At 57.3% G+C, this 25,733-nt stretch carries 23 protein-coding genes; 7 read left to right on the top strand and 16 right to left on the bottom strand.

The features are described 5' to 3' along the window. Position 1 precedes the first annotated feature (1 nt). On the bottom strand, positions 2-4,954 hold the full coding sequence (locus ACOTXD_RS03380) for an alpha-2-macroglobulin family protein (RefSeq protein WP_061856688.1): 4,953 nt from the start codon (positions 4,952-4,954) through the stop codon (positions 2-4). A 286-nt stretch (positions 4,955-5,240) separates the two neighbouring features. On the opposite strand from ACOTXD_RS03380, the gene ACOTXD_RS03375 reads away from it, so the two are divergent. From ACOTXD_RS03375 to ACOTXD_RS03360, 4 genes are all read left to right on the top strand, one after another. Continuing rightward, positions 5,241-6,785 carry a PTS transporter subunit EIIC gene (locus tag ACOTXD_RS03375; protein WP_045330500.1) on the top strand — a complete coding sequence of 515 codons (1,545 nt, stop codon included), beginning with the start codon at positions 5,241-5,243 and terminating at the stop codon, positions 6,783-6,785. 12 nt (positions 6,786-6,797) lie between these two features. Continuing rightward, positions 6,798-8,165 carry a 6-phospho-alpha-glucosidase gene (locus tag ACOTXD_RS03370; protein WP_003860640.1) on the top strand — a complete coding sequence of 456 codons (1,368 nt, stop codon included), beginning with the start codon at positions 6,798-6,800 and terminating at the stop codon, positions 8,163-8,165. Positions 8,166-8,254: 89 nt separating this feature from the next. Next, positions 8,255-9,100, top strand: a complete 846-nt coding sequence (sseA, locus tag ACOTXD_RS03365) for a 3-mercaptopyruvate sulfurtransferase (RefSeq protein WP_022651593.1) — start codon at positions 8,255-8,257, stop codon at positions 9,098-9,100. Next, entirely contained in the window at positions 9,100-9,870 is a 771-nt protein-coding gene (locus tag ACOTXD_RS03360) for a MurR/RpiR family transcriptional regulator (protein WP_015572161.1), read from the top strand. The genes sseA and ACOTXD_RS03360 overlap by 1 nt, the downstream gene beginning before the upstream one ends. 17 nt (positions 9,871-9,887) lie before the next feature. Here the strand turns inward: ACOTXD_RS03360 and sseB are convergent, their stop codons facing one another. The 11 genes from sseB to trmJ all read right to left on the bottom strand — a co-directional run bounded on the left by sseB (position 9,888) and on the right by trmJ (position 18,603). Further along, positions 9,888-10,664 (bottom strand): enhanced serine sensitivity protein SseB, encoded by a 777-nt coding sequence (gene sseB, locus ACOTXD_RS03355; protein ID WP_023325069.1) that lies wholly within the window; start codon positions 10,662-10,664, stop codon positions 9,888-9,890. Positions 10,665-10,742: 78 nt separating this feature from the next. Further along, entirely contained in the window at positions 10,743-12,029 is a 1,287-nt protein-coding gene (gene pepB / locus ACOTXD_RS03350) for an aminopeptidase PepB (RefSeq protein ID WP_003860647.1), read from the bottom strand. Between the two features lie 60 nt (positions 12,030-12,089). Beyond that, complete coding sequence (gene iscX, locus ACOTXD_RS03345) at positions 12,090-12,290, bottom strand: Fe-S cluster assembly protein IscX (protein ID WP_003860650.1); 201 nt, start codon at positions 12,288-12,290, stop codon at positions 12,090-12,092. A 1-nt stretch (position 12,291) separates the two neighbouring features. Further along, positions 12,292-12,627 carry an ISC system 2Fe-2S type ferredoxin gene (fdx, locus tag ACOTXD_RS03340; protein WP_003860652.1) on the bottom strand — a complete coding sequence of 112 codons (336 nt, stop codon included), beginning with the start codon at positions 12,625-12,627 and terminating at the stop codon, positions 12,292-12,294. Between the two features lies 1 nt (position 12,628). Beyond that, positions 12,629-14,479, bottom strand: coding sequence for a Fe-S protein assembly chaperone HscA (gene hscA / locus ACOTXD_RS03335; RefSeq protein ID WP_126501114.1), 1,851 nt, complete (start codon positions 14,477-14,479; stop codon positions 12,629-12,631). A gap of 14 nt (positions 14,480-14,493) precedes the next feature. After that, the gene (gene hscB / locus ACOTXD_RS03330; protein ID WP_003860657.1) at positions 14,494-15,009 is read right to left on the bottom strand and encodes a co-chaperone HscB; all 516 of its coding nucleotides are present in this window, start codon (positions 15,007-15,009) and stop codon (positions 14,494-14,496) included. An 80-nt stretch (positions 15,010-15,089) separates the two neighbouring features. Beyond that, positions 15,090-15,413 (bottom strand): iron-sulfur cluster assembly protein IscA, encoded by a 324-nt coding sequence (gene iscA, locus ACOTXD_RS03325; RefSeq protein ID WP_003860659.1) that lies wholly within the window; start codon positions 15,411-15,413, stop codon positions 15,090-15,092. A gap of 13 nt (positions 15,414-15,426) precedes the next feature. Beyond that, the gene (gene iscU, locus ACOTXD_RS03320; RefSeq protein ID WP_003860661.1) at positions 15,427-15,813 is read right to left on the bottom strand and encodes a Fe-S cluster assembly scaffold IscU; all 387 of its coding nucleotides are present in this window, start codon (positions 15,811-15,813) and stop codon (positions 15,427-15,429) included. Positions 15,814-15,837: 24 nt separating this feature from the next. Continuing rightward, entirely contained in the window at positions 15,838-17,052 is a 1,215-nt protein-coding gene (gene iscS, locus ACOTXD_RS03315) for a cysteine desulfurase (protein WP_003860663.1), read from the bottom strand. Between the two features lie 117 nt (positions 17,053-17,169). Continuing rightward, positions 17,170-17,661 (bottom strand): Fe-S cluster assembly transcriptional regulator IscR, encoded by a 492-nt coding sequence (gene iscR / locus ACOTXD_RS03310; RefSeq protein ID WP_003860665.1) that lies wholly within the window; start codon positions 17,659-17,661, stop codon positions 17,170-17,172. A gap of 216 nt (positions 17,662-17,877) precedes the next feature. Next, positions 17,878-18,603: a tRNA (cytosine(32)/uridine(32)-2'-O)-methyltransferase TrmJ gene (gene trmJ, locus ACOTXD_RS03305; RefSeq protein ID WP_061856715.1), complete on the bottom strand. Its 726-nt coding sequence runs from the start codon at positions 18,601-18,603 to the stop codon at positions 17,878-17,880. A gap of 132 nt (positions 18,604-18,735) precedes the next feature. Between trmJ and suhB the strand changes: the two genes are divergently transcribed. After that, positions 18,736-19,539: an inositol-1-monophosphatase gene (gene suhB, locus ACOTXD_RS03300; RefSeq protein ID WP_003860668.1), complete on the top strand. Its 804-nt coding sequence runs from the start codon at positions 18,736-18,738 to the stop codon at positions 19,537-19,539. 61 nt (positions 19,540-19,600) lie between these two features. On the opposite strand, the gene ACOTXD_RS03295 is transcribed toward suhB, so the two are convergent. Continuing rightward, positions 19,601-20,581: a nickel/cobalt transporter gene (locus ACOTXD_RS03295; RefSeq protein ID WP_023314655.1), complete on the bottom strand. Its 981-nt coding sequence runs from the start codon at positions 20,579-20,581 to the stop codon at positions 19,601-19,603. Then, entirely contained in the window at positions 20,572-21,210 is a 639-nt protein-coding gene (locus ACOTXD_RS03290; protein WP_023314656.1) for a DUF1007 family protein, read from the bottom strand. The genes ACOTXD_RS03295 and ACOTXD_RS03290 overlap by 10 nt, the downstream gene beginning before the upstream one ends. Positions 21,211-21,335: 125 nt before the next feature. On the opposite strand from ACOTXD_RS03290, the gene csiE reads away from it, so the two are divergent. Then, a complete protein-coding gene (gene csiE / locus ACOTXD_RS03285) occupies positions 21,336-22,613 on the top strand; it encodes a stationary phase inducible protein CsiE (protein ID WP_045894655.1) in 1,278 nt (425 codons plus the stop codon). Here csiE and ACOTXD_RS03280 read toward each other — a convergent pair whose 3' ends face one another. Next, entirely contained in the window at positions 22,614-23,753 is a 1,140-nt protein-coding gene (locus ACOTXD_RS03280) for a 3-phenylpropionate MFS transporter (RefSeq protein WP_061856692.1), read from the bottom strand. 172 nt (positions 23,754-23,925) lie between these two features. On the opposite strand from ACOTXD_RS03280, the gene ACOTXD_RS03275 reads away from it, so the two are divergent. After that, positions 23,926-24,348 carry a DoxX family protein gene (locus tag ACOTXD_RS03275; RefSeq protein ID WP_003860675.1) on the top strand — a complete coding sequence of 141 codons (423 nt, stop codon included), beginning with the start codon at positions 23,926-23,928 and terminating at the stop codon, positions 24,346-24,348. A gap of 53 nt (positions 24,349-24,401) precedes the next feature. Here the strand turns inward: ACOTXD_RS03275 and glyA are convergent, their stop codons facing one another. Continuing rightward, positions 24,402-25,655, bottom strand: coding sequence for a serine hydroxymethyltransferase (gene glyA, locus ACOTXD_RS03270; RefSeq protein ID WP_003860678.1), 1,254 nt, complete (start codon positions 25,653-25,655; stop codon positions 24,402-24,404). Positions 25,656-25,733: the final 78 nt, after the last annotated feature.

Here is a 25,733-nt window from a genome sequence, read left to right as displayed (position 1 = left end):
CTTACGGAACAACGATCAGCGGGCCACTGGCCGCCCCCGTTGCCCGCCACTGCGGAACGTACATGGACTCGACCATCGGAACAGGCACCTGGTAGGTTCCCGGCGTAACGGCACGGGCCAGGTAAACCAGCGTGACCGGCTGACCTTCATTGACCGGCACCGCGGCCACAAAGCGATCGTCGCGGAATTCCATGTGCTGAATATCAGACTGTTGCATCTGATTCAGCAGGTTTTGCACTTCACTGCCGCTGTCCTGCAAGCTGGCACTGCTGCTCGCCAGATTCTGGTTTTCCAGCTCCAGACCTGCCGGGAGCAGATCCACCACCAGCGCATCCGGCACGTTCTGGCTGGCCTTCACTTCCAGCCATACCAGAACCAGTTCACCGCTCTTCAGAGAAGAGAGCGACTTGCTGCTGCCGTCTGTCGCCAGGATATGACGTTCAATCTGCAAGACATTAGAGGATGGCTGAGGCGCATACTCCGGATAGCCAGTAGTGTCCAGTCGTACCCACAGCGGCGTAGTGCCGGTATTCGTCATCTTCAACGCACCAATCTGATCGCCGTTCAGGTTTTCTACCTGCGCTTTATCACTGCTCTGGGTCTGTTCAGAGAGAGAGGTCGTTGCCTGCCACGCACCTGACAAGGTTTGCAGTGATCGTCCGGCCAGGAACAGCGCATTGCTCTCCTGGGTAGACAGCCAGCGCTGGCTGAACGCGTCTTCAGATAACGCGTTCAGCAGCCTGTTTTGCGCATCCGGCAGCAGCTTGTACTCTTCCAGCAGGGAGAGCATCAGGGCATTATCACGCAGCTGGCTGCCGTAATCCGCCATCCAGTTTCGGCTGTCGTTACGGGGTGTTTTGAGAGCCAGATCCAGCGCCTGCTGGCTGCGCGGTGCATCCCCCATCAGTTTGAGTGCCATGCCCAGCTGCATCAACGGAAGCCCGGAAGCAGCCTGAGCGTGGCGCTCCCAGATTTCACGCAGCGCACCGAGCGGCGCTTTTTGCTGACGCGCCAGCACCAGCGAAGCATACGCCTGGACAGCAAATTTGCTGGCCTGGGTGTCGTCGCTGTAGCGGATGGACATCATGCCCGGATCCTGTAAATAGCGCAGCAGTCGGCTGTTGGCGTTATTCACCGCCTCGGCAGGCACGCTGTAACCCTGCTCCCCTGCCCGCACCAGGAAGTCCGTGACATAGGCGGTCAGCCAGTACTCTTCCGGGCCGTTTTTATCCCACAAGGCAAAACCGCCATCGTCACGCTGCATTTGCAGCAGACGGGAGATCCCGATATCAATGGCCGCACGGCGTTTATCGTCGGTATCGCCTTTAATGCCCAGTGCCTTCAGCTGTGCCGCGTTGGTGTAGAGGGACGGGAACAGGCCGCTGGTGGTCTGCTCAAGACATCCATACGGATAGGCCTGAAGTTCACGTATGTAGCGCGCCAGGTTCAAAGGTGGTTTACCGCTGAGCAACAGCTGCCCCTGTAGCGTGGCAGGCGAGAAACCGTCGATATGCTGTGCTGGCGCACTCCAGGATTCGCCAGGATTCAGCATCGTGCCCGTATTCACGGTTTGCGCCGGGAATGCGGGACGCACGCCAATTTTCCAGCTCTTCTGCTGCGGCGCAAACGTCTCACCTGGGAGCTGAAGGCCCGTCACCTGAGCAGTCACTTCCCCATCGCCATAGCCCTCCAGGGCACGCACCGGTATAAACAGGGTGCTACGTGCGCCAGGCGGCAGCTTAACCGGCTCTGGCTGAGCACCTTCGAGCGACAACTTACCGGCTGCGGTTAACGTAATGCTCAGCGTTTGCGGCTGGTCAGTCAGGTTAGTCAGGTCCAGCGTCAGGCGGGAGGTATCGCCACTTGCGAGGAACCGCGGCGTGTTAAGCTCGGTGATAATCGGAGCCGCCACAATGATTTCGCTTTCGCTGCTGCCAAAATCGTCTTCCGTCCAGGCCTGCGCCATCAGACGCAGTTCACCGTTGAAATCGCCAATCGGCAGCGTGATGGTGCCTTCGCCGTTGGCATCAAGCGTAACCGGCTGCGCCTGCTGGGCAATAATGGTGACATGGTTCACCGGTGGCTTACCGCCGCGTTTCAGTTCATCGCCGTCTCCGCCAAAGCGCAGTGCGGCCAGACGTCCCTGACCTTCAATCACCTGGCCGTAAACATCATAGATGTCCGCGCCATAGCGCTTCTGACCGAAGAAAGCTTGCCACGGATCCGGCGTGACGTAGTCGGTAATGTTCAGCACTCCGCTATCGACAGCCGAGACCAGCACGTTCACCTTCTGTGGCACAGCCCCCTCTTTTACGCTGGCTTTCACTTTCACAGAAAGCGTCTGGTTCGGACGCATTTTTTGCGGGTTATCCAGTGCGATGTTCAGGCGACGATTTTCGTCCCCCATTGGCAGATGCAGCAGGCCAACCGCCCGTTTTGGCGTGGCGGATTTTGATTTATCGCCAGGACGAACCACCAGCGTGCTGAGATAGAGATCGTGACGTTTCCAGGCCTTGTCGACCGGGATAGCGAGATCCAGACCGTTAGCCGGTACGTCGATCTCTTTCCACCACAGCGGCCCTTCACTGGACTCGATCATCGCATAGCCCTTGCCTGCGGCCGGCGCGGCGATGTGCAGTTGGATGGTATCGCCTGGCTGATAGGATGGCTTATCCAGTTTCAGCGTCACGCGGTCAGGGCGCGCGGCCCCGGTGCCGTCGCTGTTATCCTGCCAGCTGTAGCCTGCCCAGAAGCGCACGCTGCTGACCATGTCATCAGGGGCTTTCACTTCCAGACGGTATGAGCCCCACTCCACCGGGAAGGTGACTTTACCGGTTTCATCGGCCTTGAGGTTTAGCTCCTGCTCGCCCTCAACCAGATCTTTTTGATCAAACTGAGACTGCCAGCCCTCACTCTCGGACCAGTTCCAGAAGTAGTCACGACGCTCGCGAATCAGTCGTACCTGTAATCCGGAAACGGCCTTTTTGGCTCCGCTGGCATCGGCATAGACGATGTCGAAGCTGGCGTTGCCGTTCTCGTCGACGATCGGCTGGTTGACGGTAGTATCGGTACGGTAGTCGTAAACGGCCTTGCTGGCGAACTGAGGGCGAATACCCGGCAGCTCAGCCGCCGGCCAGATGGACTGCTCAGCACGACGCGTCACCGGACGCCCACCTGATTCCAGCAGGCTGGCCTGCAAAATCAGTTGCAGCGGCGAGTGCGCCTCTTTCCACTGGCTTTCGGTGGTAACCTGTCCGCGCCCCTGTTCGTCCAGCGTAAGCTGCACTTCATCCAGGCTGCGGCTCAGGTTCTCCTCGGCAATATCACCGAACTGGAAGCCAGGCAGCGCAGGCACCGCGTCACGTAGCGGACGCAGGAAAAGCTGGCCTTGCAGAGAATTGCCGTTAGCTGGCGCGCCGTACAGGTAATAGCCGACCACGTTAAAGTCGACGTTATCCTGCGGTGAAACCGGCGTTTTTTGTCCACTCAGGTTGAGCGCCATGCGCTCAGGCATAAAATCTTCGACGTGGAAATCCCACATGCGCTGCTGGTTATCCCCCGTATTCGCGCGAATATGCCACATGCCGGTCTGGGCGCCGCTATCAAGCGAATAGTTGAAGCGATAAAGGCCATTCTCAGGTTGCACAACGACCGTACGCGCCACCTGTCCGTCCGGACGCAGCACGTCAAGTTTTACCGGTTGATCGGGAAGCGGTTTGCCATCGCTGTCGCGAAGCAGGCCGTTAAGGATCACCGTTTCACCCGGACGATAGAGATCGCGCGGGCCAAACATAAAGAACTGTTTGCTGTAACCCGGGTTACCGGCGATATCAAACTCCGCCAGATCCAGCGCCGGAAGTTTGAGGTCAAGAAGCGTGGTCTGGCCATCTTTACTGGCCAGGATCAGCGCGGCTTCTTTATCGGTTTCCAGTTTCGCATGACCATCGGCGTCGCTGTTCGCCTCGGCCAGAGTCTGCCCTTTATCGTTCAGAAGGGTAATGGTCACGCCTGACTGCGCCGCACCGTTTTCAAGACTCTGGGTGAAGATGTCCAGGCGGTTATGATAACGGTGAGCGGACAGCCCAATATCACTTAAGGTAAAGAGCGTCGCGGCGTTACTGTAGTTATAGTGACCAGCCTGATTCATCACGGCGATATAGACGCCAGACTGCTGGAGCGGCTTAATATCTTTGAGCGGCAGGAGCAGTTTTTCACGCGTGTTGCGCGCCGGATTGAGGTCGAAACGGCCGGTGTAGACCAGTTCCGCCATCTTCAGCAGATTGTCAGATTCCCAGTTGGTCAGCGAGTTACGGTACTCCCACTGGCTGACAAACGAGGCCAGCGACTCCGGCTTAACGCGGTAGAAGTTCACGTCCACATTGTTGACGTTGAGCGCCATCACCGGCAACCCTTCCACCACTTTACCCGGCAGCAGCGATCCGCGGCTGGCGAATCCGACCGTCGGTTCAACATCCCGGGTGGTGATCGCTTTTTCATAGTCAATGCCGAATGTCGCTTTGTTCAGCGCCAGCAAATCACGTTCGACGGTGACAACCAGATTACGATTCGGCTCCAGATGGCGCAGGCGCAGCTCTTTCAGATTGGGGGCCAGTTCCCAGGCGCCGTCCACTTTGCCGCTTTTTTTATCCACCACATGTACCGTTTTCGCAAAATCCTGGCTGGGATCCAGCGGTACAGAGAAGGTCAGAACCAGCGTCGCGGCGCCGTCGAGTTGCACTTCCGAGGCATCCAGCAGCGTCAACGCCTTACCCTGACTCTGCGCGGCCAGCTTAGCCAGCTTTTCAGGATCCGGTGTTGCCGGGGTTTTCTTTTCTGATGCAGTAGACGCTGCGGGGGCAGCGGCCTGAGGTTTGTCGTCGCTGTTATCACAGCCGATAAGCGTAAAGGTGGTGAGCAGCGCGAGAGAGATCGCAGCTAAGCGAAACGGTTTCATCCTGTGTCCCTGGCCTGAGGGGCCTGTTGGTCATCGTCCGGATAAGTATTATCCGCAAGTTTCGTTAATACAAAAAGTCCAATTTTATAATCTGGAAAGCACCTCGCAGAATGGCATCACGCAGCCACACCGTGATGGAACGGCGATCACAGCGCATAACGTCACATGTTACCTTTCACGTCATTTGTTTTTAAAACAAGAAGATAGCTGGATAAGTTCGCATCAGGCCTGCTAGTTTTATGTCCATGACGCACCCCGAGTGCGCGGTTCAATAAGAGAGAAAGCCATGAAACGAGCCGTGAACGCCCTACAAAATTTCGGAAAATCACTTTACGGACCTGTACTTATCTTACCCATCGTTGGCCTGTTTATCGCCTTTGGGAATGTGCTGGGTAACGGCAATCTGGCCGAGTACCTGCCGTTTCTCGGCCACCCGCTGATCCAGAGTGTCGGCCAGCTGATCGCCAAGTCTGCCGTGTCGGTGCTGGTCAACCTGGCGCTGGTGTTTGCCGTTGGGATCCCCATTGGACTGGCAACCCGAGACAAAGGCTACGCGGCGCTGATTGGGCTGGTAACTTTTATCGTGTTTATCAATGCCATGAACGTGACGTTACAGCTTCAGGGGGAACTGGCTCCTGCGGAACAGATGAAAGCCGCCGGACAAAGCATGGTGCTGGGCGTCCAGGTGCTGGAAATGGGCGTTTTCGCCGGGATCCTGACCGGGGCGCTCTCCGGTTATCTGTACAACAAATATTCCGGTGTCCAGTTTAACGGCGCGATGGCGATTTACTCCGGCCACTGCTTTGTCGCGATTGTAATGCTGCCTGTCTCTATGCTGCTCGGCGTGATCATGAGCGAACTCTGGCCGTACGCACAGCATGGAATAAGCGCCCTGGCGCTGGCGATCAAAGGGTCCGGTCCGTTTGGCGTGGCGATCTACGGTTTCCTTGAACGCATTCTGGTGCCGACGGGCCTGCATCATCTGGTCTATACGCCGTTCCTGTATACCGAACTGGGCGGTACGCAGGAGGTGTGCGGTACGGCTTACCAGGGCGCGCGCAATATCTACTTTGCCGAGATGGCCTGCCCGGACGTGAAGCAGCTCAGCAGCACCGTGGTGTGGGACGCACGCGGCATCAGCAAAATGTTTGGCCTGCCTGCCGCCGCGCTGGCGATGTACATGACCGCGAAGCCAGAGCGTAAAGCGATTGCGAAAGCGATTCTGATCCCGGCGGCGCTGACCTCGCTGCTGGTCGGCGTAACCGAGCCGATTGAGTTCTCCTTCCTGTTTGTCGCCCCGCTGCTGTTCGTGGTGCATGCGGTGCTGACCGGTATCGGCATGATGCTGTTCTCGCTGTTTGGCGTTCACGCCATCGGCGCCAACGGGATTATCGATTTCATCCTCTACAACCTGCCGCTCGGCACGGAGAAGTCCAACTGGCCCATGTACATCGTGGTCGGGCTGATCATGTTCGCTCTTTATTTCGTGGTATTCCGCTTCCTGATCCTGCGCTTCAACATGAAAACGCCGGGGCGTGAAGATGAGGACCAGGAGACACGCCTTTACAGCAAGCAGGAGTACCAGGCGAAGGGCAATAACGACGGGCTGGGCGAATCGATCGTTGTGGGTCTGGGCGGTCGGGAAAATATAGAGGTAGTGGATAACTGCTACACCCGCTTACGCGTCACGGTGAAGGACGTCGCCATCATCGACGAACCGCGCCTGAAAGCGACCGGCGCGAAAGGGATAATCAAACAAGGTAACAACGTTCAGGTGGTCTACGGGCTGCATGTCAAAAAAATGCGAGAAGCCGTTGAGACGTTTCTCTGAAAGGAGCTAAAGATGTTTACACCCCCATTTATTCTGTCGATTGCCGGCGGCGGTAGCACTTACACGCCAGGTATTGTGAAAAGCCTCATGGTGCGTCTGCACGATTTCCCTCTGGCAGAGATCCGCCTGTATGACATTGACGAGGCGCGCCAGAACACCATCGCGCCCGTGGTGGAGAAGGTTATTCGCGACCACAGCCAGAGCATCAAATTTACGGTCACCAGCGACCCAGAAGTGGCCTTTAGCGGCGCGCATTTTGTCTTCGCCCAGATGCGCGTCGGGCAGTACAAAATGCGTGAACAGGATGAGAAGATCCCGCTGCGTCACGGCGTGGTGGGCCAGGAAACCTGCGGCCCCGGCGGGCTGGCCTACGGCCTGCGCACGATCCTGCCGATGGTGGAGCTTATCGATCTGGTCGATCGCTACGCGCACGAGAAAGCCTGGATCGTGAACTACTCCAACCCGGCGGCGATCGTCGCGGAAGGCGTGCGCCGCCTGCGTCCGAACGCGAGGGTGCTGAACATCTGCGATATGCCGGTTGCCGCGATGCGCAATATGGGCGCCATTCTGGGCGTGGATCGTCATAAACTGGAAGTGGACTACTTCGGCCTGAACCACTTCGGCTGGTTTACCCGCGTGCTGGTGGACGGCGAAGACAAGCTCCCGGAGTTGCGTAAGCATATCGCGAAGTTTGGCCTGCTGACGGAAGATGCGGCTAAAACCGATCCGCAGCATTCCGATCCGTCGTGGGTGAAAACCTGGCGCAATATCAAGCCGATTATGGATAACTTCCCGGAGTACCTGCCGAACCCGTATCTACAGTACTACCTGATGCCGAACCAGATTGTGGAGCATCAAAACCCGGACTATACCCGCGCCAACGAAGTGATGAACGGGCGCGAGAAAAAGCTGTTCGCCGCCGCCGAAGAATATCAACGCACCGGAATTTTACCGGATGCCTTCCACGTGGGCGTCCACGGTGAATTTATCGTTGACGTCGCCTGTTCGCTGGCGTTCAACCTGCGAAGCCGCCATCTTGTGATGGTGGAAAACCGCGGGGCGATTACCAACCTGCCGTACGATGCGGTGGTGGAAGTGCCTGCCTATATCACCTCCGAAGGGCCGGAGCCCGTCCGCGTGGGTCAGGTGCCGCTGTTCCACCAGACGCTCCTGCAACAGCAGCTGGCCTCTGAACAGCTGCTGGTTGAGGCAACCATCGAAGGCAGCTACGAGAAAGCGTTGCAGGCGTTCACTCTGAACCGCACCGTGCCAACCATGGAGCACGCGAAAGCGATTCTGGATGAGATGATCGAAGCCAACCGCGACTACTGGCCTGCGCTGCAAAAGGCCTGGCAGGACGGTGAAGCGGTGAAAAAATAGGGGCTTGCTCGCGAGTTGAACGTGGTGAGCTTGTCGGTGTCAGAAAAAACACCGACAATCCTTTTTTACGGAAAAGAATGGAGGCAACCATGTCCACCTCATATTTTGTCGCTGCCGACTGGCTGATTGAGCACGGCGACGACCCGGAAGTTCAGATTATCGACGCGCGCATGGCCCCTCCGGGCCAGGAGCATCGTGACGTTCCCGCTGAATACCGGGCAGGGCACCTGCCTGGCGCGGTATTTTTTGATATCGAAGCCCTCTCCGATCACACCTCTTCCCTGCCGCACATGCTGCCTCGCCCGGAAGCGTTTTCCGTGGCGATGCGCGAGCTGGGCATCAGCAAAGATAAACATCTTGTTGTTTACGATGAAGGTAATCTGTTTTCCGCGCCGCGAGCGTGGTGGATGCTGAAAAACTTCGGCGTGGAAAAGGTATCGATTCTGGCGGGCGGACTTGCAGGCTGGAAGCGCGACGAACTACCGCTTCAGCAGGGTGACGTCACGCTGCCGGAAGGGGAATTTGATGCCACGTTTGACGCTAACGTGGTCAAGCGCCTGACCGACGTGCTGGTCGTGAGCCACGAAAACACGGCGCAAATCGTCGATGCGCGTCCCGCTCCACGTTTCAACGCAGAAGCGGACGAGCCGCGACCGGGACTGAAACGAGGACATATCCCGGGGGCGCTGAACGTGCCGTGGGGCGATCTGGTGTTTGAAGGCGAGCTGAAAACCACCGATGAATTGCGTGCCATTTTTGAACGTCAGGGCGTGGATTTGCATCGTCCGGTTATTGCAAGCTGCGGCTCCGGCGTAACGGCCTGCGTGGTGATCCTGGCGCTGGCAACCCTTGGCGCAAATGACGTGACCCTGTACGACGGCGCCTGGAGTGAATGGGGTGCACGAGACGATCTGCCGGTTGAACCGGCGAAATAATGGATAACCGCCTGGCAACGCTGTTAACGCGCGGGTCGTCGCTGACCCGCGCGGAGTATCGCGTCCTCGCCCACCTCACTGAGCATCCATTGCTGGTGGGCAACATCACGGTGCGCGAGCTGGCGCAGGCGACATTTGTCTCTACCGCGACGATTATGCGGCTGTGCCAGAAGCTGGGGTTTAGCGGCTTTAGCGAGTTTATCTGGCACTGCAAGCAGTTGCTTTCTGACACGCCGCATATCACCGTACAGCCTGAGCAACATGCGGAAATGCCCGCGCTTTTTACCCGGTTCGTTGCCAACTATCAGCAGACCTTCCAGTGGGTCACTCAGGACAAACGCCAGCAGTTTGCCAGCCTGCTGCGCCAGAAAGAGAGCTTCTTTCTCTACGGCGCCGGGTTTTCGTACCTTTTTGCCGAGTACCTGACCAAGAAGTTGCAGGTGCTGGGAAAAACGGCGTTCATCTCCGGGCCGGGAGACAGCCGGAATATTTTTCTCAGCAACGCCGCGCGCTATCAGGTGTTTATTGCCGTTTCACGCAGCGGCGAAACGGAGCAGGTACTGGATAAAGCGCGGATCGCCAAAAACGTCGGCATGACGATCGTCGCGTTTACCCGCGCGTCGGCCAATACGCTGGCGGGTATGGCGGACGTGCATTTTGCTCTCTATGACGAAGCGGTACATTTCGCCGCCGAAGCCGCAGGTGTGACGTCGTTTGAGTCGAATCTGGTGCTGCTGATGGATTTACTGCTGCTGGAAGCAACGGGGTGAAGATCACCCCGCTGTAATCAGATAATGCGGTTGGTCTTAAGATCGCGCAGGAAGCCGCCCCAGCGACGCTCGTAGAACGGGGTGATGTGCTCGGTAATAAAGTGGCTGATCCCCTTCTCACCTTTCTTCACCTGACAGATATCAATCGGCTCATCGCCCGGCAGGGTGTCGGTCGCCACGCTTCCCGCCGCCTGGATGATCTCGTCGATATCGCCGTCGGCCTCAATCCCTATCAGCAGAACAGGCTTTTCGTCAGCGCTCTCTTTGATGGAGCAGAGAAACGCGCGTTTTACCGGCTTGATGGTTTTAAACAGCGTGGTCAGGGAGTCAATCATCTGCGCGGGCGGCTCGGCCACTTCAGACAGCAGCAGCGTTTCGCCCCCTTCCAGCACCTCCTGAGTGCTGAGCGGGTTGCCCTCGTCACCAATCAGGTGGCTGATTTCGCGCGGAGTAAACTCTTTCCCGGTCGGCAGTTTGGCGTTGAGGAACAGCGTCTGCCCCAGGGTCATTTCGAACAACGTGCGCACCGGCATCACCACGAACGCCTGTTCGTCTTCTACCGCTTCCTGCAAGGCCTCGAGCGAGGTAAAGAACGGGATCACCGACGTGCCGTCGTCTTTCTCCCAGTGCAGCAGATCCAGCGCGCTGTCTTCGACAACCTGCTCCCCTTCCGCTGCGGTGCCCGGCACCCAGACGGTGGATTCCAGCAGCGTGCGGAAAAAGGCCGGACGGTGGGCGGGCTCGGTCGCCGCCTGCTCCAACAGGGTTTCTAATTCGTTTTTGGTTTCTGACATAACAATTCCAGATGTCGAATTTCCCCCTCACCCCTGCCCTCTCCCATGGGGAGAGGGTTAGGGTGAGGGCAAAGAGCATTACTCAGCCGTCAGCAGGTTCGCTACGGTACGCACGCCCAGACCGGTCGCACCCGCAGACCACTGCTCAACCGCCGCTTTACGGTAGGTTGCGGAGCAGTCAATGTGCAGCCATCCTTCATGGTAGTTCTCAACGAAGTGAGACAGGAAGCCTGCTGCGGTGCTTGCCCCCGCCGGGTACGCTGCGCTCGCGGTGTTGTTCAGCTCGGCGAAGTTAGACGGCAGCTGGCTGCGGTGGAACTCGGCCAGCGGCAGACGCCAGAACGGTTCGTTTTCCGCCGCCGCGCTGGCCAGCAGGCGAGCGGCCAGCTTGTCGTCGAAGCTGAACAGGGCGTGATAGTCATTACCCAGGGCAGTTTTCGCCGCGCCGGTCAGGGTCGCCATGTCGATAATCAGCTCCGGCTTCTGCGCAGAGGCGTCGATCAGGCCATCGGCCAGCACCAGACGGCCTTCGGCGTCGGTGTTCATCACCTCAACGTTTTTACCGTTGCGGTAGCGAATGATGTCGCCCAGCTTGAAGGCGTTGCCGCTCACCATGTTGTCCGCGCAGCACAGGTAGAGCTTCACGCGCTTGTTCAGGCCGCGGGTGATGGCGAAGGCCAGCGCGCCGGTAATGGTCGCCGCGCCGCCCATGTCGGACTTCATGGAGTCCATGAATGCGCTCTGCTTCAGGCTGTAGCCGCCGGTGTCGAAGGTGATGCCTTTCCCGACCAGACAGGCAAAGACCGGGGCTTCTTTGTCGCCGGTTGGGTTGTAATCCAGCGCCAGCAGGACCGGAGGACGCTCTGAGCCACGGCCCACGGTGTGGATACCCATGTAGTTCTGCTCGCGCAGGTCTTCCCCTTTAGTGATGCGGTAGGACATCTTTTCGCCCGCCACACCGCACAGCAGGTCAACGGCGCGCTGCGCCAGCTGTTCCGGCCCCAGCTCTTCCGCCGGTGCGTTAATGGTGTCGCGCACCCAGTCGATAATGTTCAGGCGGCTTTCCAGCTCTTTCTGACCGGCTTCGTCGAGGTTCGCCCACTCAATTTTACGGGTGCCTTTAGGCCCTTTGTAGCCTGCCCAGAACGCCCAGCTGCGGTCGGTGTCCCAACCTTCCCCTTCCAGCGACACATGCTTAATGCCAAGGCCGTCAATCTTACGCGCGGCGCGCTGGATCAGTCCCAAATCATCGTTGCCCGTCAGGTGCAGGGTAATGCCGTCGTTATTAATGCTGTAGGTGGCTTTCTCGCCCCAGCGCGCGTCGGCAGGCTGATTCGAGAGCGTAATCTTCATCGCTTCGGTCATTTTATTTTTCCTTATTAGCAACTAGCAAACGGGCCGCCTGAAGGCAGCCCGTTTTGTTATTTATTCTGCTTCATCTAACCAGACTAACAGAATCGCCTCCAGAATTTTTTCATTGGATGCGTTAGGATCGTCGTCGAAATCCTCTAAATCGCAGATCCACTGGTGCATGTCGGTGAATCGTACGGTCTTCGGATCGAGATCCGGGTTCGCGTCGTAGAGCGCTTCGCCGATTTCACGGCTGTCTGTCCACTTCAGTCCCATATTAGTGCTCGCGTGCGTGGTTGATGGTGTAGCGCGGGAACTCTACGACCAGATCTTCATCGGTCACCGCGGCCTGGCAGCTTAAGCGGCTGTCTGGCTCCAGACCCCATGCTTTATCCAGCATGTCGTCTTCGTCTTCGGTGCTCTCGGCGAGAGAGTCGAAACCTTCACGCACGATGCAGTGGCAGGTGGTGCAGGCACAGGATTTTTCACAGGCGTGTTCCACTTCGATACCTGCACGCAGGGCTACATCGAGAATGGTTTCACCGGTCTTCGCTTCCAGAACAGCGCCATCCGGACAGAGGTCCGCATGAGGCAAAATTACAATCTTTGGCATATTAAACCTCGTCCACGGACTGGCCTTTCAGCGCGACGCGGACAGATTTGTCCATGCGGCGAGCAGCGAAGTCCTGGGTTTGTTTATCAACGTTTTTAATGGCTTCTTCTATCGCGTCAGCGTCATTGCCTTCGGCCACGGCGCTTAAGCGCGCGGCAGCGTCGTCAATCACCTGGCGCTCAGCGGCGCTTAACAGCGCGGCGTCGGCAGCAAGCGCGCCGTTCAGACTTTCCAGCACGCGTGCGGCTTCCACTTTTTGTTCAGCCAGCATACGCGCCTTCACATCCTGCTCGGCGTAGCTCATTGAATCCTGGATCATGGAGGCGATTTCGCCATCGGTCAGGCCGTAGGACGGCTTAACCTGAATAGACGACTCGATACCGGTCGATTTTTCCATCGCCGTAACGCTCAGCAGGCCGTCCGCATCCACCTGGAAGGTGACGCGAATATGCGCCCCGCCCGCCGGCAGCGCCGGGATGCCGCGCAGCGCAAAGCGCGCGAGAGAGCGGCAGTCCTGCACCAGCTCACGCTCGCCCTGCATCACGTGGATGGACATCGCGGTCTGGCCGTCTTTGAAGGTGGTGAACTCCTGCGCGCGCGCCACCGGAATGGTGGTGTTACGCGGAATGACTTTCTCCACCAGGCCGCCCATGGTTTCTAAACCGAGAGACAGCGGGATGACGTCCAGCAGCAGCATTTCGCTGTCCGGCTTGTTGCCGACCAGAATATCGGCCTGGATAGCGGCGCCGACGGCAACCACTTTGTCCGGGTCGATAGAGGTCAACGGCGTGCGGCCAAAGAATTCCCCCACGCGCTCGCGTACCAGCGGCACGCGGGTTGAGCCGCCAACCATGACCACTTCCAGCACCTCGTTAGCCTCAACGCCTGCATCCTTCAATGCGCGACGGCAGGCCAGCAGGGTACGCTTAACCAGAGGCGCAATCAGTTCGCTGAACCGATCGCGGGTAATCTCACCCTGCCAGCCTGCGACGTTCACGCTGACGGACTGTGCATCGCTCAGGGCGATTTTGGCGTCGATGGCCGCATCCAGCAGTTCACGCTGCACGTGCGCATCGCTGCGATCGCTGATGCCCGCCTGCTCGCGGATGTAATCTGCCAGCAGATGGTCGAAGTCATCGCCGCCGAGCGCGGAATCTCCGCCGGTCGCCAGCACTTCGAACACGCCGCGGCTCAGGCGCAGGATTGAGATATCGAACGTCCCGCCGCCGAGATCGTAAACCGCGATCACCCCTTCCTGACCGGAGTCGAGGCCGTAGGCAATCGCCGCCGCCGTCGGTTCGTTCAGCAGACGCAGCACGTGCAGGCCCGCCAGACGCGCGGCGTCTTTGGTGCCCTGACGCTGTGCATCGTCGAAATAGGCCGGAACGGTGATCACCACGCCGTCCAGATCGCCGCCGAGCGTCGCTGTGGCGCGTGCCGCCAGCGCTTTAAGGATGTCAGCAGAAACGCGAATCGGGTTCAGCAAACCGGCTGACGTCGCGATCATCGGCAGGCCGTTTTCGCTGGCCTGTAGCTGATACGGCAGATGCGGGTAACAGGTCTGGATATCAGCCAGCGAGCGGCCCATCATGCGCTTAACCGAGCTGATGGTATTGGCCGGATCGCGCGCGGCGTTAGCGCGGGCATCAACCCCGACCGCGTGACCCTGCTGTTGGTAGTGGACTACAGAAGGCAGCAGATGGCGCCCCTGCTCGTCAGCCAGCGTTTCCGCCTGGCCGCTGCGCACGGTCGCCACGAGGGAATTGGTGGTGCCCAGGTCAATACCGACCGCCAGACGACGCTGGTGCGGTGCGGCACTTAAGCCAGGCTCACTAATTTGTAATAAGGCCATAATTGCTTCCGAAATTAAAAATCGAGCAGCTTTTCTTCGAGTTGTTCAGCACTGCTTCGCAGTTTATCGAGAAAACGGAGTTTGCGCACAGTGTCTGCCGCCACGTCCCAGGTCTCGTTGTTCAGTTGCTCCACCATCTGCTGATGGCGGGTATCGAACATGCCCTTTACGCGCGTGATAAAGCTTTCCAGGCGCGCTTCGTCTTTAGCCTGTTCAATTTCATCCAGCTCTTCGCGCAGCTCCAGTTGTTCCATCAGAAAGGCGGTGTCGCGCACGGTATGCTGTTCGCTCGCCAGATCGAAACCGTGAAGCGAGAGCAGATATTCTGCACGCGCCAGCGGATGACGCAGCGTTTGCCAGGCCTGGTTGATGGTGGCGGAGTGTGATACCGCAGCCAGCTGCTCTGCCTGCGTCCCGCTGGCGAATTTATCCGGATGGTACTGACGCTGGAGATCCTGAAAACGGACCGTCAGCGCCTGGAGATCGATCGGGTATTGAGCGGGTAGTCCGAAGAGAGTGAAGTAATCCATAACAATCTCAGGGGTAGCCTGTCAGAACAAACCCCACGCGTAGCGGGTAACGCCACGGTGGGGTTTCGGATGACGCGCGGTTAAACGTGGAAGCTTTCGCCGCAACCACACTCGTCTTTGACGTTCGGGTTCGTAAATTTGAACCCTTCGTTCAGGCCTTCTTTGACGAAGTCCAGCTGAGTGCCGTTGAGGAATTGCAGGCTTTTGCCATCGACCACCACCTTCACGCCCTTGTCTTCAAACACGGTGTCATCAGACGCCGGTTCGTCAACAAACTCCAGTACGTAAGCCATACCAGAACAGCCGGAGGTACGTACGCCCAGTCGCAGGCCAAAGCCTTTACCACGGTTCGCCAGAAAAGAGCTTACTCGCGCGGCAGCGCTGTCGCTAAGGGTAATCGACATACTCAAACCTCAATTATTTTGCTTCACGTTTGCTTTTGTAATCCGCAATGGCGGCTTTGATCGCGTCTTCTGCCAGAATTGAGCAGTGAATTTTCACCGGCGGCAGTTCGAGTTCTTCAGCAATATCCGTGTTCTTGATTGCCTGTGCTTCGTCCAGAGACTTGCCCTTCACCCATTCGGTGACCAGGGAGCTGGACGCGATAGCAGAACCGCAGCCGTAGGTCTTGAAGCGCGCGTCTTCAATGATACCTTCATTGTTGACTTTGATCTGCAACTTCATCACGTCGCCACATGCTGGTGCACCGACCATGCCGCTACCAACAGATTCGTCGCTGTTGTCAAAAGAGCCAACGTTGCGCGGGTTTTCGTAATGATCGATGACTTTTTCGCTGTATGCCATGATTGAATTCTCCTTATGTACCGATTAGTGATGTGACCATTCAATGCTGTTCAGATCCACGCCCTGCTTGAACATTTCCCACAGTGGAGAAAGGTCGCGCAGACGGCCGATGGAGTTACGAACCAGCTTGATGGTGTAGTCAATCTCTTCTTCGGTAGTAAAACGACCTAAAGAGAAACGGATAGAGCTGTGTGCCAGCTCGTCAGTCATACCCAGCGCGCGCAGCACGTAGGATGGCTCCAGGCTTGCAGAGGTACAGGCAGAGCCGGAAGAAACGGCCAGGTCTTTCAGCGCCATGATCAGCGACTCGCCTTCAACATAGTTGAAGCTGACGTTGAGGATGTTCGGCGCGCCCTGCTCGAGATCGCCGTTCAGATACACTTCTTCCATATCTTTCACGCCGTCCCACAGACGGTTACGCAGCGTGCGCAGGCGTGCCATCTCGGTTTCCATCTCTTCTTTTGCAATGCGGTAGGCTTCGCCCATGCCCACGATCTGGTGAACAGGCAGCGTACCGGAACGCATGCCGCGCTCGTGACCGCCGCCGTGCATCTGTGCTTCGATGCGGATACGTGGCTTACGACGAACGTACAGCGCGCCGATACCTTTCGGACCATAGATTTTGTGACCGGAGAAGGACATCAGGTCCACTTTCAGCTGGCTCAGGTCGATAGGCAGTTTGCCCACGCTCTGGGTCGCGTCCACGTGGTAGATGATACCGCGCGCGCGGCACATTTCGCCGATGGTCGCGATGTCTTGTACCACGCCGATTTCGTTGTTGACGTGCATGATGGAGACCAGAATGGTGTCATCACGCATCGCCGCTTCGAGCTCTTTCAGATCGATAATGCCGTTGCTCTGTGGCGCCAGATAGGTGACTTCGAACCCTTCACGCTCCAGCTGACGGCAGGTGTCCAGCACGGCTTTGTGTTCGGTTTTGCTGGTGATGATGTGCTTGCCTTTTTTCTGATAAAAGTTGGCTGCACCCTTAATCGCCAGGTTGTCGGATTCGGTCGCACCGGAGGTGAAAACAATTTCACGCGGGTCGGCACCGACCAGGTCAGCAATCTGATTACGGGCGATATCAACCGCCTCTTCAGCATGCCAGCCAAAACGGTGTGAACGGGAAGCTGGGTTACCAAAGTTTCCGTCCAGGGTCAGACACTGCATCATTTTCTCGGCAACACGCGGGTCCACCGGCGTGGTTGCGGAGTAATCGAGATAAATCGGTAATTTCATTGCTCTATAAACTCCGTACATCGCTTCAATGCAAGGAATCAGGCAACCGGCTGGATGTACGACCGAGTACGCGGGGTGTGACCACCCCGGCCTGATTCTGAATACTTATCTTTTTAATTACGCGCGCAGTTTAACGTCGATGGCGTCCTGCGTGCGGGTGCTGCGCTGTGAATCCTGACTATGCTGACGACCAGAGACATCCAGAACTTCCTGGTTATTCACCAGCTCACCGAGGGTGATGTTGTTCAGGAAGCCGGTCAGACGGTCGCTCAGATCGCGCCACAGCGCGTGGGTCAGGCATTTATCGCCGCCCTGACAGCCGCCTTTACCCTGGCAACGGGTCGCGTCAACGGATTCGTCAACCGCGCTAATCACTTCACCAACCGCAATACTGCCCGCGTCTTTACCCAGCAGATAACCGCCGCCCGGGCCACGAACGCTGGACACCAGTCCATTTTTACGCAGTCTGGAGAACAGCTGTTCCAGGTAAGAGAGGGAGATCCCTTGTCGTTCAGAAATATCAGCCAACGGAACCGGGCCCGCTTCGGAGTTGAGCGCAACGTCCAGCATCGCGGTCACGGCATAACGCCCTTTAGATGTCAGTCTCATGTCTTACTTAACCTCAAACTCGCCCCTGCCCGGGGTTTTTTATTGTAAAATGGGGGTATTGCATAGCAGGGCCAAGTCTGACATTCCTGACTAAATTGGTCAACTATTTACTTGACTGTTTTAGTCAGGTATTTAACCTTCTGTGCCTTCATAATATAGGTGCGGCCTGATGCCCTCACCCCAGCCCTCTCCCACGGGGAGAGGGGGAAATCGACACTACGCTTTTTTCTTCTGCTCAATCGACGCCAGAATCCCGCGCAGAATGTTCAGCTCCTGGCTTTCCGGGCGGGCGCGGGTGAACATACGGCGCAGCTTGTTCATCACCTGACCCGGGTGGCCTTCACGGATAAAGCCGGTTGAGAGCAGCGTCTGCTCCAGATGACCGTAGAAGCGCTCCAGATCGTCCACCAGCGGGTAGGCCGTCTCTTCTTTAGGTTCGACCGGTTTCTCCTGCGTCGCCAGCCATGCCATGCGCACTTCGTAGGCAATGACCTGCACCGCCATCGCCAGGTTCAGCGAGCTGTATTCCGGATTGGCGGCAATCGCTACGTGGTAGTGACACTTCTGTAGTTCCTCGTTGGTCAGGCCAACGCGTTCACGACCAAACACCAGCGCAACCGGCGCCTGTTCCGCTTCTGAGATACTTTTCAGGCCGCATTCGCGCGGGTCCAGCATCGGCCAGGGCAGCGTACGGGAGCGCGCGCTGGTCCCCACCACCAGACTGCAACCGGCCAGGGCTTCGTCCAGGGTGTCCACGATCTGCGCATTCCCGATCACGTCGCTGGCGCCGGCCGCCAGAGCAATAGCCTGAGAGTCTGGTTTCACCAGCGGATTAACCAGCCACAGGTTCGTTAAGCCCATGGTTTTCATAGCGCGGGCCACAGAGCCCATGTTGCCGGTGTGCGATGTTTCGACCAGCACGATTCGAATGTTTTGCAGCATAATTTTTAGATGTCTGGATTCAGTGTCTGAAGAATATTCGGGCATATTATCATAAACGAGAGACATAATCCGATCCCGCTGCTATACTCTGCGCCGATTTTCCTGTTCTTTAACATCCAGTGAGAGAGACCGATGCATCCGATGCTGACCATCGCCGTGCGCGCAGCGCGCAAGGCGGGTAATGTAATTGCCAAACACTACGAAACCCCAGACTCCGTAGAAACCAGCCAGAAAGGCAGCAATGATTTCGTGACGAACGTCGATAAAGCCGCAGAAGCGATTATTATCGAAACGATCCGCAAATCTTACCCGCAGCACACCATCATCACCGAAGAAAGCGGTGAACATGAAGGTACCGATCAGGATGTTCAATGGGTTATCGATCCACTGGATGGCACCACCAACTTCGTTAAACGCCTGCCACACTTCTCTGTGTCTATTGCAGTACGCATCAAAGGCCGTACTGAAGTCGCTGTTGTTTACGATCCAATGCGTAACGAACTGTTCACCGCAACCCGCGGTCAGGGCGCGCAGCTGAACGGCTACCGTCTGCGTTGCAGCAATGCACGCGATCTGGACGGCACGATTCTGGCGACTGGCTTCCCGTTCAAGGCGAAGCAGCACGCAACCACCTATATGAATATCCTGGGCAAGCTGTTCACCGAATGCGCGGACTTCCGTCGCACTGGCTCTGCTGCACTGGATCTGGCCTACGTGGCGACCGGCCGCGTTGACGGTTACTTTGAGCTGTCACTGAAGCCGTGGGACTTCGCGGCGGGCGAGCTGATCGCACGTGAAGCTGGCGCGATTGTTTGCGACTTCACCGGCGGCCATAACTATATGTCTACCGGCAACATCGTTGCAGGTAACCCGCGCGTTGTTAAAGCCATGCTGGCAAACATGCGTGATGAACTGAGCGATGCGCTGAAGCGTTAATTCAGTCTGTTAAGCCCGGTGGCGCTACGCTTACCGGGCCTACAACACGCCTCAGATACGGCTAGAAAGGCCGCAACCCCCTTCCCACCGGCACCGCGCTCATCCACATCGTGACCGCAGCCACCAGCAGAATCACCCCGCCCGCCAGCGCAAGCGTCGTCCAGCCAACCTGTCGCCACAATACCGGCGTTTTATTGCCGCTGAGTTTTACCGCCAGCTGACGGAAGCTGTGCACCAGCAAGGCTAACGAAGAGATCGTCAGAGACGTTCCCGCCGCCATCGCCAGCGCCGAGAGCATGCCCCAGCCAAATACGCCTGTCACTTTGCTGAACAACAGCACCATGATTGCGCCCGAGCACGGACGCATCCCCATTGAGAGCACAATCATCAGACGCGCACGCCAGTCGTCACCATTCTGTAATTGTTCCTGCGTCGGCAGATGCTGATGCCCGCACCCGCAGTTTTCATGGTGAACGTGATGCGGCGTAAAGGCTTTGAATTTTGGTTTTTGCAGCAACGCGCGCAATTTTTTCAGCGCCCGCCAGCAGAGGATCAACCCCAGCACGCCTACCAGCGCGTAACTCCCCTTCTCCAGCCAGAAGCTGCTCATATGCAGCTGGCGAGCCGGCAGCTGTAGCAGCGAGAGGACGACCACGACCAGCGCAATCGCCACCCCGCCCTGAAGTAAAGAAGAAGCCAGCGTCAGGCCGATACTCGATTTCAGCTTCGACGGATGCGTGGCAAGCCAGGTCGTGATGACAATTTTGCCGTGCCCCGGTCCCAGGGCATGCAGCACGCCATAGATAAAGCTGAACGCCAGAAGAGCGCCGCCCGCTTTGGTCGGATTTTCCGCCACGGCTTTCAGCAGCACGCTCATCTGCTGATTAACTTCCCGCTGCCAGAGGACGCTTTTCACCATCACCTGCGGCCATGCCTGCCACAGCCAGAGCGCGCCGCCAACCGCTAACAACAAAAAGAGCGCCAGAGGCCAGAGGTGCAGCCAGCGACGCGGCTTACTGACGGGAGAGGAGATCACTGACATTGTAACGTCACCTCCTGCGCGAACTGTTTACCCAGCTCCATGTCCTCAGGCGGGGCATCTGCTTTATCCAGCGAGATCGCAAAGTTCAGCGTCTCTTCGCTGGGTTTAGGGGTGTGCACGCCAATTTTGCAGCTTTTTTGCAGCGCGTCCGGCAGCCGTACGTCGCTGTCTTTGTCATAGCGCATATCGACATAATAGGTAGGGTCAAACGTGGAAAACGTGTACTTCTGCCCGGCCAGCGGCTGAGGATGCGCCAGCGGAAGCACGAACGTCAGCACCGCCTGATGACCTTCGCGGGTCATGCCGTACTCTGTGGGACGGTTAAGAAATTTCACCTTTTGTCCGTTGTGCCAGAACTCGGTGAAGTAGTGCTGACCCAGCACGTTGGCCATCACCTCCGCCGCCAGCTTTTTCCAGATCTCATCGCCGGGCTTTGCGTTTCCGGCATCGTACAGCAGGTCGGCGGAGGTGATTTCATCCATCGTCCAGTGCATCTTCAGGCCACTGAGCTGCGTGCCGTCCGTCACCAGTTCGGTTTTCAGGCTGATAAAACTGTGAGGATGTGCGCCGGCGGCGAAAGTGAAAACCGCCAAAAATAACGCTACCGCGCTTTGTTTAACTATTTGCATCTGTTCCTCACGTCAAAAATTCTGTGATGTTCGCCAGCAATCCTGAGTGAAAGGCCTGCCGGTGCGCTTTTCAGCGCCCATCCTTTAGCTATTCTTATCAAACATTCACACTGGATACCCGACAGATGATGACGACGCTTGAAATTCCATCTGTGCTTTCCAGTTCGCAGCGCCGCTGCCAGGTGCTTTTGATGCTTTACCTGCCCGATGCTGCCGTCACCGCACAGAGCATAATCGCTGCCAACGGCGTGGACGACGTCATGGCACGGCAAGATATAGCCGAGACGCGCGATGAAATCCAGCGCTATCATCGGCTTGATATCGTCACGCACCATGATGGCTGCTACCGAATTGAGGGTTCCGCCCTTAATCAACGTTTGTGCCTGCTGCACTGGCTGCGCAGGGCGCTTCGGCTGTGTCCACATTTTGTCGCCCAACAGTTTACTCCTGCCTTAAAAACCGCGCTCAAACAGCACGGCATTGCCCGCCCGCTTTATGACGATGCGAACCTTCGGGCGCTTATCAACTTTTGTGCGCGCAAGCTTCAGCGCCAGTTTGAGTCCCGCGACGTACAATTTTTACAGCTCTATCTGCAATATTGTCTGATTCAGCATCATCTGGGCAATACGCCGGAGTTTTCGCCCGTTCAGCGCAGCTGGACGCAGTCCCGAGGGGAATACTTTACGGCGCAGGAAATTGTCCGCCACTGGAAACGGCGCGTCCCGCAGGGAACGCACAGCGATGAACAGCTGTTCCTGGCGCTGCTGTTTATGATGCTTCGCACACCCGACCCGGTGATGGATAAACACCAGCAGGATCAGCGCCTGCGTCGCGCCATCGTGCGTATGATTGCCCGTTTCCGGGCACAAACCGGGATGAACTTCAGCGATGAGCAAGGTCTGACCGATCAGCTTTATATCCATCTGGCTCAGGCGCTAGACCGCTCCTTGTTTGACATCGGCATCGACAACAGTCTGCCGGAAGAGATCCACCGTTTATACCCCCGGCTGCTGCGCACCACTAAAGAGGCGCTGTTTGAGCTGGAAGCCGAATTTGGTCTGCGATTCTCCGGTGAAGAGATGGCTCTGGTGGCGGTGATTTTTGGTGCCTGGCTGATGCAGGAGACCGATCTGCATGAAAAACAGGTGGTCCTGTTAACGGGGGAAAATAAAGCCTGTGAAGAGTTAATTGAGCAGCAGCTTCGCGAGCTGACGCTGCTGCCGCTCAATATTCGTTATCTTAGCCTGGAGGCGTTTAAGAAGGAGGGCGCGCCCCGCGAGGCGGCGCTGGTTATTACGCCTTATCCAACCGCCCTGCCGCTGTTCTCGCCGCCGCTCATTCATGCCGTTGAGACCCTGAACACGCAGCAGCAGGAACACATTCGCGTAATGCTCGAATCGTAATTACGTGCGAGCAGCGACTTTAGGGCGAATAACGATGGCCGGTAAAGCGACCAGCGCCATCACCCAGAACACACCGTGCCCCAGGTGCTGATAGAGGAAACCGGCAAATACGGTCATCACCGCAATACTGCCGCCCATCGCCACCGCTGAATAGACCGCCTGAAGACGAATAACGTCCCCACCCTCTCGCGCCGCGATGTAGCGCATCGCCGCCAGATGGCAGACGGTGAAGGTTCCGCAGTGCAGAATTTGCGCCACAATCAGCCACGGCAGCTCCGTCGTCCAGCCCATGATGCCCCAGCGCGCCACGCCGCACACGGCGGAAAGCAGCAGCAGGTCACGCGCCCCGAAACGACGGAACAGTTTTTGGCTCAGCGCGAAGATAATAACCTCCGCCACCACGCCGAGCGACCACAGGTAGCCTACCGCAGAAGCCGAGTAACCCGCCCCCTGCCAGTAGATGGCGCTGAAGCCATAATAGGCCGCATGCGCCCCCTGAAGCAGACAGACGCAGGCCAGGAAACGCCAGCTTTGCGCCACCAGCGAGCGCCAGGCGGGCCAGCCGGCGTTCTCCTGATGGCGGCTTTCGCCCTGCGGCATCACCGACGGACGCAGCAACATACCGAGCAGCATCGAGGCGATGCCGAGCGTTAACAGCGCCAGAATGGCACGATAGTCATAGAGGCTGACCAGTTTCCCGACCAGCGCAGAGCCGATCACGAAGGCAATCGATCCCCACAGGCGCACGCGGCCATAGTCCATGGTGATCTGCTTTTGCCAGGTGTTCGCCAGGGCATCCGTCAGCGGCACCAGCGGGGAGAAGAACAGATTAAAGCCAACCATTACCACCATCAGCCAGGCAAACTGATGGCTAACCCAGAAGCAGGCTGCAAAGACCAGCGTCAGCAGGGCCAGAATTCGCACCGCTTTAATCAGTAAGGAGGGATCGCTGACGCGGGGCGCAATCAGCAGACTACCCAGGAAACGTGCCACCAGCCCCGCGCCCAGCAGGATGCCAATGGTCTCAGGCGTCAGACCAATTCCCTTGAGCCAGACGCTCCAGAAAGGCAGAAAAATACCGTAACTAAAGAAATAGGTGAAATAGCTGAGCGCCAGCCAGCGCGTGGAATGCAAGACCATGAATCCCTCCCGAAATGGAGGCGATAGTCTGGCGTTAATCCCTGACTTTAGCAAGTCGTTAGCGCGCTATAAATTAACTAAAAATTAACATCATCACCAGCCGGGCAGCGTATGGCGAGAGCGGTAAAACTGTATTACGTTTATAAGACATCGCCTGAAGAGGTCGTTTGCCATGAACAGCTTACGTTATTTCGATTTCGGCTCCTCTCGTTCTCTCCTGCTTTTAATTGCCCGCATTGCTATCGTGGTCCTGTTTATTATTTTCGGTTATCCCAAGCTGACGGGGTTTAGCGGCACCGTTCAGTATATGACGTCGCTCGGCGCCCCCATGCCCATGCTGGCCGCGATTATTGCGGTGGTGATGGAAGTCCCCGCCGCGATTCTAATCGTGCTGGGCTTTTTCACCCGCCCTCTCGCGGTGATCTTTGTCTTCTATACGCTGGGAACGGCGGTGATTGGTCACCACTACTGGGATATGACGGGCGATGCGGTCCTGCCAAATATGATTAACTTCTACAAAAATGTGAGTATCGCTGGCGCATTTATTTTGCTGGCGATTACCGGGCCGGGGGCCATCTCCCTCGATCGACGTTAGCCCATAAAAAAAGGCCGCATGAGCGGCCTTTTTCAGTTCTGCAACGCAGAGAATTATGCGTACACCGGGAAGCGTGCGCAGATGTCCAGCACTTTACCTTTAACGCGCTCGATAACCGCGTCGTCATTGATGTTGTCCAGAACGTCACACATCCAGCCCGCCAGCTCTTTTACTTCCGCTTCTTTAAAGCCACGACGAGTTACGGCCGGAGAACCGATACGGATACCGGAGGTCACGAACGGGCTCTTCGGATCGTTTGGCACGCTGTTTTTGTTCACGGTGATGTTGGCGCGGCCGAGGGCTGCGTCAGCTTCTTTACCGGTCAGGTTCTTATCAACCAGGTCCAGCAGGAACAGGTGGTTTTCAGTCCCGCCAGAGACCACTTTGTAGCCACGATTCAGGAACACTTCCACCATCGCTTTGGCGTTTTTAGCAACCTGCTGCTGATAAACCTTGAACTCTGGCTCCATCGCTTCTTTCAGCGCGACGGCTTTCGCGGCGATAACGTGCATCAGCGGGCCGCCCTGGGCGCTTGGGAACACGGCGGAGTTCAGCTTTTTGTACAGCTCTTCGTCACCGCCTTTCGCCAGGATCAGCCCACCGCGTGGACCCGCCAGGGTTTTGTGGGTGGTGGTGGTCACAACGTGCGCATGTGGAACCGGGTTCGGGTAAACGCCAGCGGCAATCAGACCGGCAACGTGCGCCATGTCGACGAACAGGTACGCGCCGATGCTGTCAGCGATTTCACGCATTTTTGCCCAGTCAACGATGCCGGAGTAAGCAGAGAAGCCACCGATGATCATCTTCGGCTTGTGCTCTTTGGCCTGCTTCGCCATGTCTTCGTAGTCAATTTTACCGGACTCATCAATACCGTAAGGGATGATGTTGTACAGTTTGCCAGAGAAGTTAACCGGGGAGCCGTGAGTCAGGTGGCCGCCCTGCGCCAGGTTCATACCCAGAACGGTATCGCCCGGCTGCAACAGCGCGGTATAAACAGCGAAGTTAGCCTGAGAGCCAGAGTGCGGCTGGACGTTCGCGTAGTCAGCGCCAAAGAGTTCTTTCGCACGGTCAATAGCCAGCTGCTCAACGATATCAACGTATTCGCAACCGCCGTAGTAGCGCTTGCCCGGATAACCTTCAGCATATTTGTTGGTCAGCTGAGAACCCTGCGCCTGCATCACGCGCGGGCTGGTGTAGTTTTCGGAGGCGATCAGTTCGATGTGCTCTTCCTGACGTACTTTTTCCTGCTCCATAGCCTGCCACAGTTCGGCATCATAATCGGCAATGTTCATTTCACGCTTTAACATCCGCATCTCCTGACTCAGCTAACAAGTAAATTTTTGGCCTGAAAAGGCAGTCCTGTTGGACGACGGGCAACAGTATAA

Source organism: Enterobacter cloacae complex sp. CDL013 (genome assembly GCF_049238805.1).
In the GTDB taxonomy this organism is placed as follows: domain Bacteria; phylum Pseudomonadota; class Gammaproteobacteria; order Enterobacterales; family Enterobacteriaceae; genus Enterobacter; species Enterobacter hormaechei_C.
Note: the sequence above shows the minus strand (reverse complement) of the source record. Positions and strands in the feature narration are given on the sequence as shown.